Source organism: Streptomyces sp. NPDC007189 (genome assembly GCF_040703635.1).
GTDB lineage: Bacteria > Actinomycetota > Actinomycetes > Streptomycetales > Streptomycetaceae > Streptomyces.
The window spans coordinates 122692-138383 of sequence record NZ_JBEYEY010000002.1 but is presented as its reverse complement, the minus strand read 5'-3'; the positions used below and the strand labels follow the sequence as shown (position 1 = coordinate 138383).

Here is a 15692-nt window from a genome sequence, read left to right as displayed (position 1 = left end):
CCGGGAAAGCACGTAACGCCCGCCCCCGCGGACCGTCGGCCGGAAAAACAGCTCGGCCCACCCGGTCACCTCTCGACTCCGCGAGACGGGTGGGTGGGTGGGCGGAACCGCAGGAAAGGACACCCCGCCGTGCCGGAAGGGCACACCATTCACCGGCTGGCCCAGGACTACGCCGAGCGGTTCCTCGGTACGGCCCCGCGGGTGACCAGTCCCCAGGGCAAGTTCTCCGACGCCGCCGCCCTTCTGGACTCAGCCCCGCTGACGGCCACCGAGGCCCACGGCAAGCACCTCTTCCTCCGCTTCCGGGACACCGACTGGGTCCACATCCACCTCGGCCTCTTCGGCAAGGTCTCCTTCGGTGACGCCCCCGCGCCCCCGCCGACGGACACCGTCCGCCTCCGGCTCGCGAACGACACCGTGTACGTGGACCTGCGCGGCCCGACCACCTGCGCGCTGATCACCGGCGCCGAGAAGCAGGCCGTCCACGACCGCCTCGGCCCCGACCCGCTCCGCGACGACGCCGACCCGGCCGCGGCGTACCGCAGGATCGCCCGCAGCCGTACCACGATCGCCGCGCTGCTCATGGACCAGAAGATCGTCGCCGGTGTCGGCAACGTCTACCGCGCCGAGGTCCTGTTCCGGCACGGCATCGACCCGTACCGCGCGGGCCGGGACATCACCCCGGCCGAGTGGGACGCCCTGTGGGCGGACCTCGTCGAGCTGATGCACGAGGGGGTCCGGAACAACCGGATCGACACCGTCCGGCCCGAGCACACGCCGCAGGCCATGGGCCGCCCGCCCCGCGTGGACGACCACGGCGGCGAGGTGTACGTGTACCGCCGCGCCGGCCTGCCGTGCCACATCTGCGGCGACGACATCCGTACCGCCGGCCTCGCCGCCCGCAACCTCTTCTGGTGCCCCACCTGCCAGAAGACCGAAGTCTGAAGGAACCACCGCCGGCGGCCCGTACGGCCCCGGGACGCGAAAGAGGCCCGCCGGGTCGAGGAGACCTGAAGAACCCGGCGAGCCTCTTGCGCGGAAACCGCGGCGCGTCTAGCGCTTGTTCGCGAACTTCCAGGCGGTGGGCAGCGCGCCCATCGCCAGCGCGGCCTTCAGGGCGTCGCCGAGCAGGAACGGGGTGAGGCCGAGGGCGACGGCCTGGGTGAGGGAGACGTGGGCGGCGAGGGCCAGGTAGGGCACGCCGACGGCGTAGATGATCGCCTCGCCGAGGAGCATCGTGCCGGCCATGCGCAGCGGCGAGCGGTCCGCGCCGCGCCGGGCCAGGGCGCCGACGGCGGCCGAGGCGAGCAGCATGCCGAGGACATAGCCGAAGGAGACCATGCCCGCGCCGGAGGCGCCGTCCGCGAACCACGGGATGCCCGCGACGCCGGCGAGCGCGTACAGGGCGAGGGAGAGGAAGCCCCGGCGGGCGCCGAGCGCGGTGCCGACGAGCAGCGCGGCGAAGGTCTGGCCGGTCACCGGCACCGGGGAGCCGGGCACGGGGACGGCCACCTGGGCCGCGAGGCCGGTGAGCACGGCGCCGCCGACGACGAGGGCCGCGTCGCGGACGCGGGACGCGGGGAGCAGGTCGGCGAGGACTGCGCCGGGGCGAGCTAGGGCGGTGGCGGTGCTCATGGGGACTCCGCGGGTGTGTGGGCAGATGGGAACACCGTGACGCTATACCGCGCCCCGCGCGCCGATCACCGTCGCCGGTCGACAAAGGCGTGCGCCGGGGCTTGGTGGGCTCCGGACAAAGGGTGGTGGCTACACCGGGTTTGGCGTGATACCGGTCACGGAGGTGGCGTGGGCCGCGCTACCTCACCGGCTGACGGACCGTCTGTAGGGTCCCGCCAAACCCCTGTCGGGGCCGCCCGATGCCCGGCGGACCGGACCGTCCACACCCCTGCCGGGGCCACCCAAAGTCCTGTCGGGCCCGTCGAAGAAGCCCTGCCGGCCCGCCCAAAGCCCTGTCGGGCCGCCCAAAGGCCCTGTCGGCCCGTCTCGCCCGTCGGTCTCCGTCTGGGCAGCGTCGGGGCGTTTTGCTAGCTTCTTCCGCATGGTTGCCCAAGCCCGGTATCTCACCTCGCGTCGCTATGTCGACCTGCGACGCCAGGGCACGGCCACCTGTCGCCGCCCGGGGTAGGGGCGGACCACCCGGCGCGCCTCTGCTCGCTCAGCTCCGAGTCGTGTCGGCCCCGTTCCCGAGGACGGTTTCCCCATGCCCCGTACCGCGGTGTCCCCTTCGGCCCCGCCCGTTCCGCGTGCCGCCGACAGCGACCGGCGGCGTACCAGCGCCCGTGTCGTGCTGCGGACCGTGCTGGAGCACGGGCCGGTGGCGCGCAGCACCATCGCCCGGCTGACCGGGCTGTCGCCCGCGTCGGTGACCGAGCACTGCGCCCGGCTCGCCGCTCTCGGCCTGCTCCGGGAGTCCGCCGCGCCCCGCCGCTCGGGCGGGGTGGGCCGGCCGCACGTCCCCGTCGACCTGGACGACAGCCGGTTCCTGGTCGCCGGGGTGCATGTGGCCGTGCCGTACACCACGGTGGCGCTGCTGGATCTGCGGGGCCGGGTGGTGGCCCGGCGCGAGCTGGGGCACGAACGGACCGATCCCGCCTGGGTGCTGGCGCGGGCCGCCGAGGGCCTCGCGGGGCTGCTCGCCGAGGTGCCGGGTCGGCGGCCGCTGGGGGTCGGGGTGGCGGTCGGCGGCTGGGTGGACCGTCAGACGGGCACCGTGGTCGAGCACGAGCTGCTGGGCTGGCGTGACGTGCCGGTGCGGGAACTGCTCGGCGCCCGTACCGGCCTGCCGGTCCATGTGGACGGCCATGCGCGGGCGTTGGTGAACGGGGAGCGGCTGTTCGGGCGGGCCAGGGGCAGCGGGAGCGTGCTGCACCTGTTCGTGGGCAACGTGGTCGACGCGGCCTTCGCCACCCATGACGAGGTGCACCACGGGCCGCGCTCGGCGGCGGGGGCGATCGCGCATCTGCCGGTGCCGGGCGGCAGCGAGCCCTGCCCGTGCGGCCGTACCGGCTGCCTCCAGGTGGAGCTGAGCGAGCGGACGTTGTGCCGGCGGGCCCGGGCGGCCGGGGTGATCGACGGGGTGAACCCGATGCACGTGGTGACCGCGGCGGCGGCCGGGGACGCGGTGGCGCGGCGGCTGCTGAGGGAGCGGGCCCGGACGACCGGGCGGGCGGCCGGGCTGCTGCTGGACGTCCTGAACCCGGAGACGGTCGTGGTGACCGAGGTGGGCGTCATGCACTTCGAGGACTGCTTGCACGCATTGCGGGAAGCGGCCGGAATACGCCGGGCGGCGGCCGTCGTGCCGACGAGTTTCCCGGATTCCGTGCTGGCGGTCGCGGGCGGCTCCGTGGCTCTCGACGTGCTGTTCCGGGACCCTCTGGGCACGTCACCTGAGGCTATTTAATTCAGAAAGTCGGAATGTTGACAGGGGCTGCCCATGGCCGGGAACATCCTGCTCATGAACCCGCTCACGAGCTGTCGCACCCTCTGTTGCTGACACGTTGCCGCGCATGAAGCGCGTGTTTCCGTCTGCGTGAGTTCACTTCTTCCGGCACCCTTCCCGTCCGGGATTCCCCACTTCCGGCATGCGGTCCGCCCGGAATTCCTCCTGCCTTTCTGCTCCGTTCCGCTCCGTGCATCCAGGGAGTCCTCCCATGCCTTCTCCATCTGTTTCCGGTCTCGACCGCCGCCTGTTTCTCACCTCCCTGCTCGGCGCGTCCGCCGCCGTGGCCGGGCTCAGCGGCTGCGCCGGCGGCAGTGCCGCGGCCGACACCAAGGGCGCCGCCACCAAGCCGCTCGCCGACAAGGTCCCGGCCGGCACCAGCCTGAAGGTCGCCTCGTACCAGAACCAGCAGCAGCTGCAGTTCAAGCTGGCGAGGCTGCCCAAGCTGCCGTTCACGGTGTCGAGTTGGGTGAACATCGGGGCCGGCCCGGACGTGATCAACGCGTTCCGCGCCAAGTCCCTGGACCTCGCCAACAACGCCGGCATCCCGCCGATCCAGGCGCACTACCAGGGCTTCGCCGCGAAGATCGTGGCGATCGACATCACCCGCAAGCCCAACTACGTCTTCGCCACCAAACCCGGCAGCGACATCCGCACGGTCGAGGACTTCAAAGGCAAGAGGCTGGCCTTCTCCCAGGGCCAGGCGCAGGGTGTCGTACTGCTGCGGGCGCTGAAGAAGGCGGGCCTGAAGTACGACGACGTGAAGCTGGTCCCGCTGACCAGCAACCAGTTCCTCACCGCCCTGCAGTCCGGGCAGGTGGACGTGGCCCCGCTCGGCAACAACCAGGCGCCCGCCTATCTGAAGCAGTACGGGTCCAAGGGCGCCCACACCCTCACCACCGACGTGGTCGACCTGCTGAACCTGCTGTGGGCGCCGCAGTCCGTGCTCGACGACCCGGCCAAGGCCGCCGCGATCGCCGCGTACATCCCCCAGTGGGCCCGGGGCCAGGTGTGGACGTACGAGCACCCGGACGTCTGGGACGAGGAGTTCTACGTCAAGACGCAGAACCTGACCCTGGAGCAGGCCAAGTCCATCACCGCGCTCGCGAACAAGCCGCTGTTCCCGTCCAGCTGGGACGAGGCGATCAAGTGGGAGCAGGAGACCGCCGATCTGCTCGCCGAGGGCGGCTTCGTGAAGAGGTTCGACGTCTCCTCGCTCTTCGACCACCGCTTCGAGTCCATCGCCGCCAGGGCCGTACCGGCGGAGTACCGGAGGTGAGCGCCGTGACCACGACGACAGCCGTGGCGGCACCGGCCGCCGAGGAACTCCCCCAGGTCCGCCGGCGCCGCCGGCTCTCCCCCGGGCGTCAGCTGCCCGCCGCCCGGCTGATCGGCCCGCTGGTGGTCCTCGTCCTGTGGGCCGTCGCCTCGGCCGCGGGAGCGCTCGACCCGGGGGCGATCCCGGCGCCCTGGACGGTGCTGCGGACGGCCGGCCACCTGTGGACGGACGGCACGCTGTCCACGGATGTGCTGACCTCGCTGAAGCGGGCCGCGTACGGCTTCGCGATCGGCCTGACCGCGGGCGTGCTGCTCGCGCTCGCCTCCGGGCTCAGCCGGGCCGGGGAAGCGCTGATCGACGGGACCGTGCAGCTCAACCGGGCGATCCCGACCCTCGGCCTGATCCCGCTGTTCATCCTCTGGCTGGGCATCGGCGAGACCTTCAAGATCGCCATCATCGCGATCGTCGTCTACGTCCCCATCTATCTGAACACGCACTCCGCGCTGTCCGGCATCGACAGCCGGTACGTCGAACTCGCCGAAGTGCAGGGCCTGTCGCGGTTCACCTTCATCCGGCGGGTGGTCATCCCCGGCGCGCTCCCCGGATTCTTCGTGGGACTCCGGCTCGGCGTGACCGGCTCCTGGCTGGGCCTGGTGGTCCTGGAGCAGATCAACGCCACCAGCGGCCTCGGCTACATGATGTTCCAGGCGCAGAACTACGGCCAGACCGACGTCATCCTGGTCGGCCTGCTGATCTACGGCGTCTTCGGCCTGGTCTCCGACAGCGTGGTCCGTCTCGTCGAACGGAGGGTGCTGTCGTGGCGCCGCACACTGAGCAGCTGACCCGGCCCGCCGTCCAACTGCGCGGCCTGACCCGGTCGTTCGGCGGCCGTACGGTCCTCGACGGCATCGACCTCGACCTGCCCGCCGGACAGTTCACCGCCCTGCTCGGGCACAGCGGCTCGGGCAAGTCCACCCTGCTGCGGGCCGTCGCCGGACTCGACCACGGGGTGGCCGGCAGGGGGCAGCTCACCGCGCCCGAGCGGGTCTCGGTGGTCTTCCAGGACTCCCGGCTGCTGCCCTGGCTCCGCGTTCTGGACAACGTCCTGCTGGGCCTGGACGGCAAGGACGCCGGGGAGCGCGGCCGGGCCGCCCTCGCGGAGGTCGGCCTGAAGGGCCGCGAGCGGGCCTGGCCGGGTGAGCTGTCCGGCGGTGAGGCCCAGCGGGCCGCGCTGGCCCGTTCCCTGGTCCGCGAGCCCGAACTGCTGCTGGCCGACGAGCCGTTCGGGGCACTGGACGCACTCACCCGGATCAGGATGCACCACCTGCTGCGCGAGCTGTGGAAGCGCCACCGGCCCTCCGTGCTGCTCGTGACCCACGACGTGGACGAGGCGATCGTGCTCGCCGACCGCGTCCTCGTCCTGGACCAGGGCCGTATCGGCCTCGACCTGACCATCGACCGCCCCCACCCGCGCTCCTACCGCGAGCCGGTCCTGGGCGAATACCGCGAGCGGCTGCTGGCCGCCCTCGGTGTCACGGAGGACGCATGACCCGCCTGCTCCACCTCAACGCGTTCCTGATGAACACCGGTCACCACGAGGCCTCGTGGCGGCTGCCGGAGAGCGACCCCTACGCGCACGTCGACCTCGCGCACTACGTCAACCTGGCGCGGATCGCCGAACGCGGCACCTTCGACTCCCTCTTCCTCGCCGACGGCCCCCAGCTGTGGGGCAACCTCGCCCAGCGCCCGGCGGGCGCTCTGGAACCGCTCACCCTGCTGACCGCGCTGGCGACGGCCACCGAGCACATCGGCCTGATCGCCACCGCCTCCACCTCCTACAACTCCCCGTACAACCTGGCCCGCAAGTTCGCCTCACTGGACATCATCAGCGGCGGCCGGGCGGGCTGGAACATCGTCACCACCGCGGGCGCCGAGGCCGCCCGCAACTTCGGCCTGGACGCCGAGCCCGCGCACGCCGAGCGGTACGCGCGCGCCGCCGAGTTCCTCGACGTGGCGCTCAAGCTCTGGGACAGCTGGGAGGACGACGCCATCGTCGCCGACAAGGCGGCCGGTGTCTGGGGCGACGACAGCAAGATCCACCCGCCCCGGCACAAGGGGCGGTACTTCAGCGTCGCCGGCGCCCTCAACGTGCCGCGCACCCCGCAGGGTTACCCGCTGCTGGTGCAGGCGGGCTCCTCGGAGGACGGGAAGCGGTTCGCGGCACGGTACGCGGAAGCGGTGTTCACCGCCCAGCAGACCATCGAGGACGCGCGGGCCTTCTACGCCGACCTCAAGTCCCGCACCGGGCAGACCGGACGCGACCCCGACCACGTCAAGGTGCTGCCCGGCATCGTCCCCGTGCTCGGCTCGACCGAGGCCGAGGCCCAAGCCGCCGAGCAGCTCCTCGAGGACCACATCGTGTACGACCACGGGGTGGGCCGCCTGGAGAGCCTGCTGCACCTGGAGCCCGGGACCCTGGAGCTGGACGCCCCGCTCCCCGCCGACCTGCCGCCCGAGTCCGCCATCGAGGGCGCCAAGAGCCGCTACACGCTCGTCGTGGAGCTGGCCAGGAGGGAGCGCCTGACCGTACGGCAGCTGATCGGGCGGCTCGGCGGCGGGCGCGGGCACCTCACCTTCGCCGGGACGCCCGAGCAGGTCGCCGACCAGATCGAGACCTGGTTCACCCAGGGAGCCGCCGACGGCTTCAACATCATGCCCGCCGTGCTGCCCTCCGGTCTGGAGGCGTTCGTCGAGCACGTCGTGCCGATCCTGCGCGCCCGCGGCCTGCTGCGCACGGAGTACGGCCCCCGCCAGACCCTGCGGGAGCGCTACGGCCTCCCCCGGCCCGTCAACCAGTACCTGACCCCCGCACTCGCCACCGCCTGAAAGGACCCGCCATGTCCATCGAGATCACCAAGGTCACCGCACGCATCGGCGCCCGGGTCTCCGGAGTCGACATCACCCGGCCCCTCGCGCCGGAGCAGGTCGACGCGATCCGCGAGGCCCTGAACGTCCACAAGGCGCTCGTCTTCGACGCCGCCGGGCTGGACGACGCCGGCCAGCAGGCCTTCGCCCGGCACTTCGGCGACCTGACCACCGCGCACCCGACGGTCGGCGCGGTCGACGGCGCCCCGAACGTGCTGCCCGTCGACAGCGAGCGGGGCCGCGCCACCCACTGGCACACCGACGTCACCTTCGTCCTGAACCCGCCGCAGGCCAGCACCCTGCGCTCGATCACCGTCCCGCCGTACGGCGGCGAGACGCTGATCGCGAACGCGGCCGCCGCCTACCGCGATCTGCCCGAGCCGCTGCGCCGCCTCGCCGACACGCTGTGGGCCGAGCACACCAACGACTACGACTACGCCGTACCGGACGAGGAGATCGACGAGGAGAAGGCCGCCCAGCGCGCCCAGTTCACCTCCATCAAGTACCGCACCGCGCACCCGGTGGTCCGGGTGCACCCGCTGACCGGGGAACGCGGGCTGTTCATCGGCGGGTTCGCCCAGCGGATCACCGGCCTGTCGACCGGCGAGTCCCGGAAGGTGCTCGACCTGCTCCAGGCGTACGTCACCCGGCCGGAGAACATCCTCCGCCACCGCTGGGCGGAGAACGAACTCGTCCTCTTCGACAACCGGATCACCCAGCACTACGCCATCGACAACTACGACGGACGGCCGCGCCGGCTGCACCGGGTGACCGTCGCCGGTGACGTCCCGGTCGGCATCGAGGGCAAGGAGAGCTACGCGATCGAGGGCGACGCCTCGCACTACACGCCGGTGCTCACGGCGGCGTGACCGGCCGTTCACCCTGCGTATGCCGGGTGTCCGGATAGTGGGCGGCCCCTTCGCCCGAGCGGACGGGCCGCCCAGACTGGCGGCGTTTTTGCCCGACCATTGCCCTGCCCGGGAGAGCCGCGCCCATGTCCAGCAGCACGACCACCGAGACGCCGCCGCAGCAGCAGCACGACGGCGCCTCCCTCTCCCACGGCCTCAAGCAGCGCCATCTGTCGATGATCGCGCTGGGCGGGGTCATCGGCGCGGGCCTGTTCGTCGGCTCCGGGGCGGGCATCGCCGCCGCCGGGCCGTCCATCGTGATCGCCTACACGCTCTCCGGCCTGCTGGTGATGCTGGTGATGCGGATGCTGGGCGAGATGTCGGCCGCCTACCCGTCCTCCGGTTCCTTCTCCGCGCACGCCGAACGGGCGATCGGCCCCTGGGCGGGCTTCGCCGCCGGCTGGTCCTTCTGGGTGCTGCTGTGCACGGCGGTCGGCCTGGAGGGCATCGGCGCAGCGCACATCGTCCAGGGCTGGCTGCCGGGCACCCCGCAGTGGATGTGGGTGGCCCTGTTCATGGTGGTGTTCTGCGGGGCGAACCTGGCCGCCGTGAAGAACTTCGGCGAGTTCGAGTTCTGGTTCGCCGCGCTGAAGGTGGGCGCGATCAGCCTGTTCCTGGTCCTCGGCGTGCTGGCCATCGCCGGGGTGCTGCCCGGTACCCACTCCCCCGGCGCCGCGAACCTGACCGACTTCATGCCGCACGGCAACCAGGGCCTGCTGGTCGGCCTGCTCGCCTCCGTCTTCGCCTACGGCGGCCTGGAGACGGTCACCATCGCGGCGGCCGAGTCCGAGAACCCGGTGCGCGGCGTGGCCATGGCCGTGCGCACCGCCATGTGGCGCATCGCGCTGTTCTACATCGGCTCGATGGCCGTCGTGGTCACCCTCGTGCCGTGGGACTCCAAGGAGGTCGTGGCGAAGGGCCCGTACGTCGCCACGCTCGACCACCTCGGCATCCCCGGCGCGGGCCAGCTGATGAACGTGGTCGTCCTGGTCGCCCTGCTGTCCGCGATGAACGCCAACATCTACGGCTCCTCGCGCATCGCCTACTCGCTGACCGAGCGCGGCCAGGGTCCGAAGGCGCTGGTCAAGCTGTCCGGCGGGGTGCCCCGGATCGCGGTCCTCACGTCCTGCTTCTTCGGTTTCGTCTGTGTGCTGCTGAGCTACTGGCGCCCGAACGACGTCTTCCCGTGGCTGCTGAACATGATCGGCGCGGTCATCCTGGTCGTCTGGATCTTCATCGCGGTGTCCCAGCTGCTGCTGCGCCGCCGTATCGAGCGCGAGGCCCCCGAGAAGCTGGTCGTGCGCATGTGGGCGTTCCCCTGGCTGACCTGGGTCGCGCTGGCCGGCATGGCCACGATCTTCGTCCTGATGGCCCGTGAGCCGGACACCCGGGTCCAGCTGCTGTCCACCGGCGGCATGACCGTGGTCCTGGCGGCCGTCGGCTACCTCTGGCAACGGGCCCGCGGCAAGCGCTGAGCGCCCATCACACGGCACCGGCCCCCACGTGCGACACGTGGGGGCCTTTTGCACGGAAGACCCCGCGAGGGCACGCCTCGCGGGGTCTTCCCGTACGGTCACGGCATCAGGCCTACAGGTTGCTGAAGTCCGGCCCCTTGGTCCTGGTGCGCTTGAGCTCGTAGAAGCCCGGCACCGAGGCGACGGCGACGGCGCCGTCCCACAGGCGGGCCGCCTCCTCGCCCTTCGGGGCGGGGGTGACGACCGGGCCGAAGAAGGCGATCTGCTCGCCGTCGGGACCGGGCAGCGCGATCACCGGTGTGCCGACGTCCTGGCCGACCTTCTCGATGCCCTCCTTGTGGGAGGCGCGCAGCTCGGCGTCGAACTCGAAGTCCTCCTGCTCGGCGTACTCGATCAGCTCGGCGGGCAGGCCGACGTCCGCGAGGGCGCCGGCGACGGCCTCCAGGGTCGGGCCCTCGCCGTTGTTGTGGATGCGGGTGCCGAGCGCGGTGTAGAGCGGGCCGAGGACGTCCGCGCCGTGCTTCTGCCAGGCCGCGGTGACCACGCGCACCGGCTGCCAGGCCTTGGTCGCGAGCATCTCCCGGTACTCCTCGGGCAGCTCGTCCAGCCTGTCCTCGTTGAGGACGGCGAGGCTCATGACGTGCCAGCGGACCTCGATGTCCCGGACCTTCTCCACCTCCAGCACCCAGCGGGACGTCATCCAGGCCCACGGGCACAGCGGGTCGAACCAGAAGTCGACGGGGGTCTTGCCGGACTCGGACATGGCTCTCCTCAGCGAAAGACGCTTTTTCAAGGCTCAACGACGCCCTCGCGATCGGCATTCCCTGCTGACCCCTGTCAGGGGCACGTGGCAGGATCGGTCCTGTTCCGCCTCATCCACGCGATCACGAGGGAGTGCCGTCCGTGCCCGGTGAGAATCTGTCCCGCGACGAGGCCCGGGAGCGGGCCGCCCTGCTGTCCGTAGACGGGTACGACGTGTCCCTGGACCTCAGGTCCGCCGTCGGCGAGGGGGGCGGCGAGCCGCGTACGTTCCGCTCGGTGACCACGATCCGCTTCCGCTGCAACGAGCCGGGCGCCTCCACCTTCGCCGATCTGATCGCGCCGAGCGTCACCGCGGTGTCGCTCAACGGCCGGGACCTGGACCCGGGCGAGGTCTTCGACGGCGCGCGGATCGCGCTGGAGGACCTGGCCGCGGAGAACGAGCTGGTGGTGGACGCGCAGTGCGCCTACTCCCGCACCGGCGAGGGCCTGCACCGCTTCGTCGATCCCGAGGACGGCGAGGTCTACCTCTACACCCAGTACGAGCCGGCCGACGCCCGCCGCGTCTTCGCGAACTTCGAGCAGCCGGACCTGAAGGCGCCGTACCGCTTCGAGGTGCGGGCGCCCGAGGGCTGGACGGTGTGGAGCAACGGCGCGGGCGAACCGGCCGACGGCGTCTGGCGGTTCGCGGAGACCAAGCCGATCTCGACGTACATCACGTGCGTGGTGGCGGGGCCGTACCACTACGTCACCGACTCCTACACCCGCACCTTCGAGGACGGCAGCAAGCTGGAGATCCCGCTCGGCGCGATGTGCCGCAAGGGGCTGGCCCCGCACTTCGACGCGGAGGACGTCTTCCTGGTCACCAAGCAGGGCCTGGACTTCTTCCACGAGCACTTCGACCACCCGTACCCGTTCGGCAAGTACGACCAGGCGTTCGTGCCCGAGTACAACCTGGGCGCGATGGAGAACCCGGGCCTGGTGACCTTCCGCGAGGAGTACATCTTCCGCGGCAAGGTGACCCAGGCGTCGTACGAGGCCCGCGCCAACGTGATCCTGCACGAGATGGCGCACATGTGGTTCGGCGACCTGGTCACCATGGAGTGGTGGGACGACCTGTGGCTGAAGGAGTCCTTCGCGGACTTCATGGGCACGTTCGCCAACGTCGGCGCGACCCGCTTCAAGGACGCCTGGATCACCTTCGCCAACCGCCGCAAGGCCTGGGCGTACCGCGCGGACCAGCTGCCCTCGACGCACCCGGTCACGGCCGATATCCGTGACCTGGAGGACGCCAAGCTGAACTTCGACGGCATCACCTACGCCAAGGGCGCCTCGGTGCTCAAGCAGCTGGTGGCGTACGTCGGGCAGGACGCGTTCCTGGAGGGCGCCCGCCGCTACTTCAAGCGGCACGCCTACGGCAACACCCGGCTCGGCCACCTGCTGTCGGTGCTGGGCGAGACCAGTGGCCGGGACATGTCGGCGTGGGCGCGGTCCTGGCTGCAGACGGCCGGGGTCAACTCGCTGACGCCCCAGGTGCTGCTGGACGCCGGGGGCCGGGTGGCCGAGCTGGCGGTGGTGCAGGAGGCACCGGAGTCACATCCCGAGCTGCGCCCGCACCGGATCGCGGTGGGCCTGTACCGGCGCACGCCCGAGGCCGCGCTGGAGCGGTACGCGCGCGTGGAGACGGACGTGCACGAGCCGCGCACGGTGGTCGCGGATCTCGCGGGCGCCGAGGCCCCGGATCTCGTCCTGGTCAACGACGACGACCTGACGTACTGCAAGACCCGCTTCGACGACACCTCGCTGGCCACGCTGAAGGAGCACCTGGGCGCGCTGACGGACCCGCTGGCCCGGGCGCTGTGCTGGTCGGCGCTGTGGAACATGACCCGGGACGCGCTGCTGCCGGCGCGGGACTTCATCGGCCTGGTGCTGCGGTTCGCGGGCCGCGAGTCCGACATCGGCGTGCTGCAGATGCTGCACGCGTGGGCGAACTCGGCGCTGGTGCACTACGCGGCGCCCGAGTGGCGGGCGGCCGGCGGCGACCTGCTGGCCGAGGGCGCGCTGCGGGAGCTGCGGGCGGCCGCGCCGGGCGGCGAGCAGCAGCTGGCCTGGGCGCGGTTCTACGCGACCGTGGCCTCCGCGGAGCCGGACCTGAAGCTGCTGAAGGACCTGCTGGACGGCACCACGCAGATCGAGGGCCTTCAGGTGGACCAGGAGCTGCGCTGGGCGTTCCTGGAGCCGCTGGCCGCGCACGGGGCGGCGGACGAGTCGGCGCTGGCGGCCGAACTGGCCCGCGACGACACGGCGTCCGGCAAGCGCCACCAGGTCCGCTGTCTGGCGGCCCGCCCGTCGGCGGCGGTCAAGGCGCAGGCCTGGGCGCAGGTGGTGGAGTCCGACACGCTGTCGAACGCGCTGGTGGAGGCGACGATCGCGGGCTTCGGCCAGCCCTCGCAGCGGGAGCTGACCGCGCCGTACGCGCCGCTGTACTTCGCGGCGATCGAGCGGGTCTGGCGGGAGCGGTCGATCCAGATCGGCATGGACGTCGTACGGGGTCTGTTCCCGGCGCTGCAGGACCGCGCCGAGACGCTGCAGGCGACGGACGCGTGGCTTCAGGAGCACGCGGACGCGGCGCCGGCGCTGCGCCGGCTGGTGCTGGAGGCGCGGGACGACCTGGCGCGGGCGCTGCGGGCACAGGCGTGCGACGCGTCGGCCGCCGGCCACTGACCCTTGGCCTGAGCTTGCCCGGTCGGTGACCGTTACGAAATTCGGTCAAACAGAACCGTAACCCCTGGTCCGCACCCGACCGGACCAGGGGTTACCCGTTCCCGGTCGGCATCCGAACACCTGACCTTTAGTTCCGCCTCGTCCGCATTTCTCGACGGGCGTGTAACAGCGGTTAACGGTGGGACCGGGCGCGGGAATCTCGACGCCATGACGCACAACACCCCGCTCTCCCCCCGCCCCCTGCGGCACCTGTCCCACGTCCACCGCCGGGTCCTGACGACGGCTCAGCTGCGCTCGCACGGCGTGACGACGGCCGAGCTGAACGAGCAGTGCCGATCCGGCGGACCCTGGCAGATGCTGCTGCCGAACGTGGTCCTGCTGCGCCCCGGGCCGCCCACGAGCGAGGAGCGTCTGCACGGGGCCCTGCTGTACGCGGCCCGCGAGTCCGCGCCCGGCGTCCCGGCCCAGCCCACGGCACAGGACCCGCACCGCCAGGCGTACGCGGAGGCGATGATCACCGGTCTCGCGGCCCTCACCCTGCACGGCTTCGCCGCCACCCCGCCGCTGCTCTCCCTGGACCGCGTCGACGTGCTGGTGCCGCGGCTGCGCCGGCTGCGCTCCGCCGGCTACGTCCGCGTGCTGCGCACCCCCGCCCTGCCCACCCCGGTCGCGGTGACGGGCCTGCCGGTGGCGCCGGTGCCGCGGGCGCTGGCGGACGCGGTGGCGGAGCTGACGGACGCGGAGGCGGTACGGCGGCTGCTGACCGAGGCGGTGCGCGGCGGCCACTGCGAACCGGCGGCGGTGGTGCGGGAGTTGACGCAGGCGAAGCTGCTGAGCCGGCCGCATGTGGTGGACGCGGTGGACGCGCTGGTGGCGGAGGGCCGCTCGATCGCCGAGGACCGCCTGTACCGGATGGTCCGCGAGTACGGCCTGCCCGACCCGGTGTGGAACGTCGACCTGCGGCTGCCCGGCGGCCCGCACCTCGGCGGCCTGGACGCGTACTGGCCGGACCAGGCGGTGGCGGTGGAGCTGGACACACGGGCGCCCCGGCAGGACGACGACGAGCTGTGGTCGGAGTACGCGCGCAAGCGCGAGTATCTGGAGCGGCTCGGGATCACGGTCGTCCACATCAGCCCCAAGAAGCTCAGCGCGGCGATGGAGCAGCAGGCGGCGGTGGTCCGCACGGCCCTGATGGCCGCCGCCGACCGGGATCCGGCGGCGTACGTCGTGGTCCTGCCCCGGTAGGGACGGACGGGAGGCGCCGGGAGGGCGGTGGCCGGTCCTCGGCCGCGTCACCCGAACGGAGGCATCTCGCGGGCGGCGCCGTGCGGGCCACGAAAGATGAGAGGTATGCGACACAACCGGACAGCCGCGTGTACGTCCGCCCTGGTGCTCGCCGCGGCCTGCCTCGCCGCCGCCCCCGCGACGGCACAGGCGGCGCCCCGGACAGCGGCCGTGAGCTATGTGGCCCTCGGCGACTCCTACTCCTCCGGCGTCGGCGCCGGCGACTACCTCCCCGGCCGGACGGAGTGCAAGCGCAGCAGCCGCGCGTACCCCGTGCTGTGGGCCGAGGCCCACGGGGTGACGTCCTTCGCCTTCGCCGCCTGCGACCACGCCCAGACCGACGACGTCCTGGCCCACCAGCTCGGCTCCCTCGGGCCCCATACTCGGCTGGTCACCCTCACCGTCGGCGGCAGCGACGCGGGCTTCGCCTCCGTCATGACGATGTGCGCGCTGGGCGGCGCCGGGCTGTGCCGGTCCGCCGTCACCGGCGCCCGCTCCGCCGTGGACGGGCCCCTCCCCAGCGCCCTGGACCGGCTCTACTCGGCCATCAGGAAACGGGCTCCCGCCGCCCGGGTCGTGGTGCTCGGCTATCCGCACCTGTACCGGATCAACGGCACCTGCCGGTCCGGCCTTCGGGACAGCGAGCGGGCCGACCTGAACCGCGCGGTGGACCAGCTCGACACGGTCATCGCCCGGCGCGCCGCCGCCCACGGCTTCGCCTTCGCCGACGTCCGCGCCGCCTTCACCGGCCACGAGATCTGCTCCGGCGCCCCCTGGCTGCACAGCGTCGACCTGCTGTCCCTGACCGAGTCGTACCACCCCACGGCCCCCGGCCAGGCCCGCGGCTATCTCGCGGCGCTCGACCGGGTCTCCTGAACGCG

The 15692-nt window shown here is 72.2% G+C and carries 13 protein-coding genes; 11 read left to right on the top strand and 2 right to left on the bottom strand.

Annotation, left to right across the window (positions count from 1 at the left end):
* Window positions 1-129 precede the first annotated feature (129 nt).
* The gene (locus tag AB0950_RS03770; protein WP_360570773.1) at window positions 130-945 is read left to right on the top strand and encodes a DNA-formamidopyrimidine glycosylase family protein; all 816 of its coding nucleotides are present in this window, start codon (window positions 130-132) and stop codon (window positions 943-945) included.
* A gap of 108 nt (window positions 946-1053) precedes the next feature.
* Here the strand turns inward: AB0950_RS03770 and AB0950_RS03765 are convergent, their stop codons facing one another.
* On the bottom strand, window positions 1054-1635 hold the full coding sequence (locus AB0950_RS03765) for a biotin transporter BioY (RefSeq protein WP_360144675.1): 582 nt from the start codon (window positions 1633-1635) through the stop codon (window positions 1054-1056).
* Between the two features lie 583 nt (window positions 1636-2218).
* On the opposite strand from AB0950_RS03765, the gene AB0950_RS03760 reads away from it, so the two are divergent.
* The 7 genes from AB0950_RS03760 to AB0950_RS03730 all read left to right on the top strand — a co-directional run bounded on the left by AB0950_RS03760 (window position 2219) and on the right by AB0950_RS03730 (window position 10044).
* Window positions 2219-3418, top strand: a complete 1200-nt coding sequence (locus tag AB0950_RS03760) for an ROK family transcriptional regulator (RefSeq protein ID WP_360144678.1) — start codon at window positions 2219-2221, stop codon at window positions 3416-3418.
* Window positions 3419-3668: 250 nt separating this feature from the next.
* A complete protein-coding gene (locus AB0950_RS03755) occupies window positions 3669-4736 on the top strand; it encodes an ABC transporter substrate-binding protein (RefSeq protein ID WP_366777728.1) in 1068 nt (355 codons plus the stop codon).
* Window positions 4733-5578 carry an ABC transporter permease gene (locus tag AB0950_RS03750; protein WP_366777727.1) on the top strand — a complete coding sequence of 282 codons (846 nt, stop codon included), beginning with the start codon at window positions 4733-4735 and terminating at the stop codon, window positions 5576-5578. Before AB0950_RS03755 ends, AB0950_RS03750 begins: the two co-directional genes overlap by 4 nt.
* Window positions 5554-6285, top strand: coding sequence for an ABC transporter ATP-binding protein (locus tag AB0950_RS03745; RefSeq protein ID WP_366777725.1), 732 nt, complete (start codon window positions 5554-5556; stop codon window positions 6283-6285). The genes AB0950_RS03750 and AB0950_RS03745 overlap by 25 nt, the downstream gene beginning before the upstream one ends.
* A complete protein-coding gene (locus AB0950_RS03740) occupies window positions 6282-7622 on the top strand; it encodes an LLM class flavin-dependent oxidoreductase (RefSeq protein WP_366777724.1) in 1341 nt (446 codons plus the stop codon). Before AB0950_RS03745 ends, AB0950_RS03740 begins: the two co-directional genes overlap by 4 nt.
* Before the next feature lie 11 nt (window positions 7623-7633).
* Entirely contained in the window at window positions 7634-8530 is an 897-nt protein-coding gene (locus tag AB0950_RS03735; protein WP_366777723.1) for a TauD/TfdA family dioxygenase, read from the top strand.
* Between the two features lie 125 nt (window positions 8531-8655).
* Complete coding sequence (locus tag AB0950_RS03730; RefSeq protein ID WP_360144696.1) at window positions 8656-10044, top strand: amino acid permease; 1389 nt, start codon at window positions 8656-8658, stop codon at window positions 10042-10044.
* 112 nt (window positions 10045-10156) lie between these two features.
* Here AB0950_RS03730 and AB0950_RS03725 read toward each other — a convergent pair whose 3' ends face one another.
* Window positions 10157-10807 carry a DsbA family protein gene (locus AB0950_RS03725; protein ID WP_360144699.1) on the bottom strand — a complete coding sequence of 217 codons (651 nt, stop codon included), beginning with the start codon at window positions 10805-10807 and terminating at the stop codon, window positions 10157-10159.
* A gap of 140 nt (window positions 10808-10947) precedes the next feature.
* Between AB0950_RS03725 and pepN the strand changes: the two genes are divergently transcribed.
* From pepN to AB0950_RS03710, 3 genes are all read left to right on the top strand, one after another.
* Complete coding sequence (gene pepN / locus AB0950_RS03720) at window positions 10948-13527, top strand: aminopeptidase N (protein WP_366777721.1); 2580 nt, start codon at window positions 10948-10950, stop codon at window positions 13525-13527.
* Between the two features lie 207 nt (window positions 13528-13734).
* Window positions 13735-14772: a hypothetical protein gene (locus tag AB0950_RS03715; protein ID WP_360570763.1), complete on the top strand. Its 1038-nt coding sequence runs from the start codon at window positions 13735-13737 to the stop codon at window positions 14770-14772.
* Between the two features lie 105 nt (window positions 14773-14877).
* On the top strand, window positions 14878-15687 hold the full coding sequence (locus tag AB0950_RS03710; protein ID WP_360144708.1) for an SGNH/GDSL hydrolase family protein: 810 nt from the start codon (window positions 14878-14880) through the stop codon (window positions 15685-15687).
* Window positions 15688-15692 lie beyond the last annotated feature (5 nt).

Coding starts and splice junctions, on each gene's coding strand:
- AB0950_RS03765 (WP_360144675.1), bottom strand. CDS start 1,635: ATGAGCACCGCCACCGCCCTAGCTCGCCCCGGCGCAGTCCTCGCCGAC.
- AB0950_RS03735 (WP_366777723.1), top strand. CDS start 7,634: ATGTCCATCGAGATCACCAAGGTCACCGCACGCATCGGCGCCCGGGTC.
- AB0950_RS03740 (WP_366777724.1), top strand. CDS start 6,282: ATGACCCGCCTGCTCCACCTCAACGCGTTCCTGATGAACACCGGTCAC.
- AB0950_RS03755 (WP_366777728.1), top strand. CDS start 3,669: ATGCCTTCTCCATCTGTTTCCGGTCTCGACCGCCGCCTGTTTCTCACC.
- AB0950_RS03710 (WP_360144708.1), top strand. CDS start 14,878: ATGCGACACAACCGGACAGCCGCGTGTACGTCCGCCCTGGTGCTCGCC.
- AB0950_RS03760 (WP_360144678.1), top strand. CDS start 2,219: ATGCCCCGTACCGCGGTGTCCCCTTCGGCCCCGCCCGTTCCGCGTGCC.
- AB0950_RS03725 (WP_360144699.1), bottom strand. CDS start 10,807: ATGTCCGAGTCCGGCAAGACCCCCGTCGACTTCTGGTTCGACCCGCTG.
- AB0950_RS03715 (WP_360570763.1), top strand. CDS start 13,735: ATGACGCACAACACCCCGCTCTCCCCCCGCCCCCTGCGGCACCTGTCC.
- AB0950_RS03730 (WP_360144696.1), top strand. CDS start 8,656: ATGTCCAGCAGCACGACCACCGAGACGCCGCCGCAGCAGCAGCACGAC.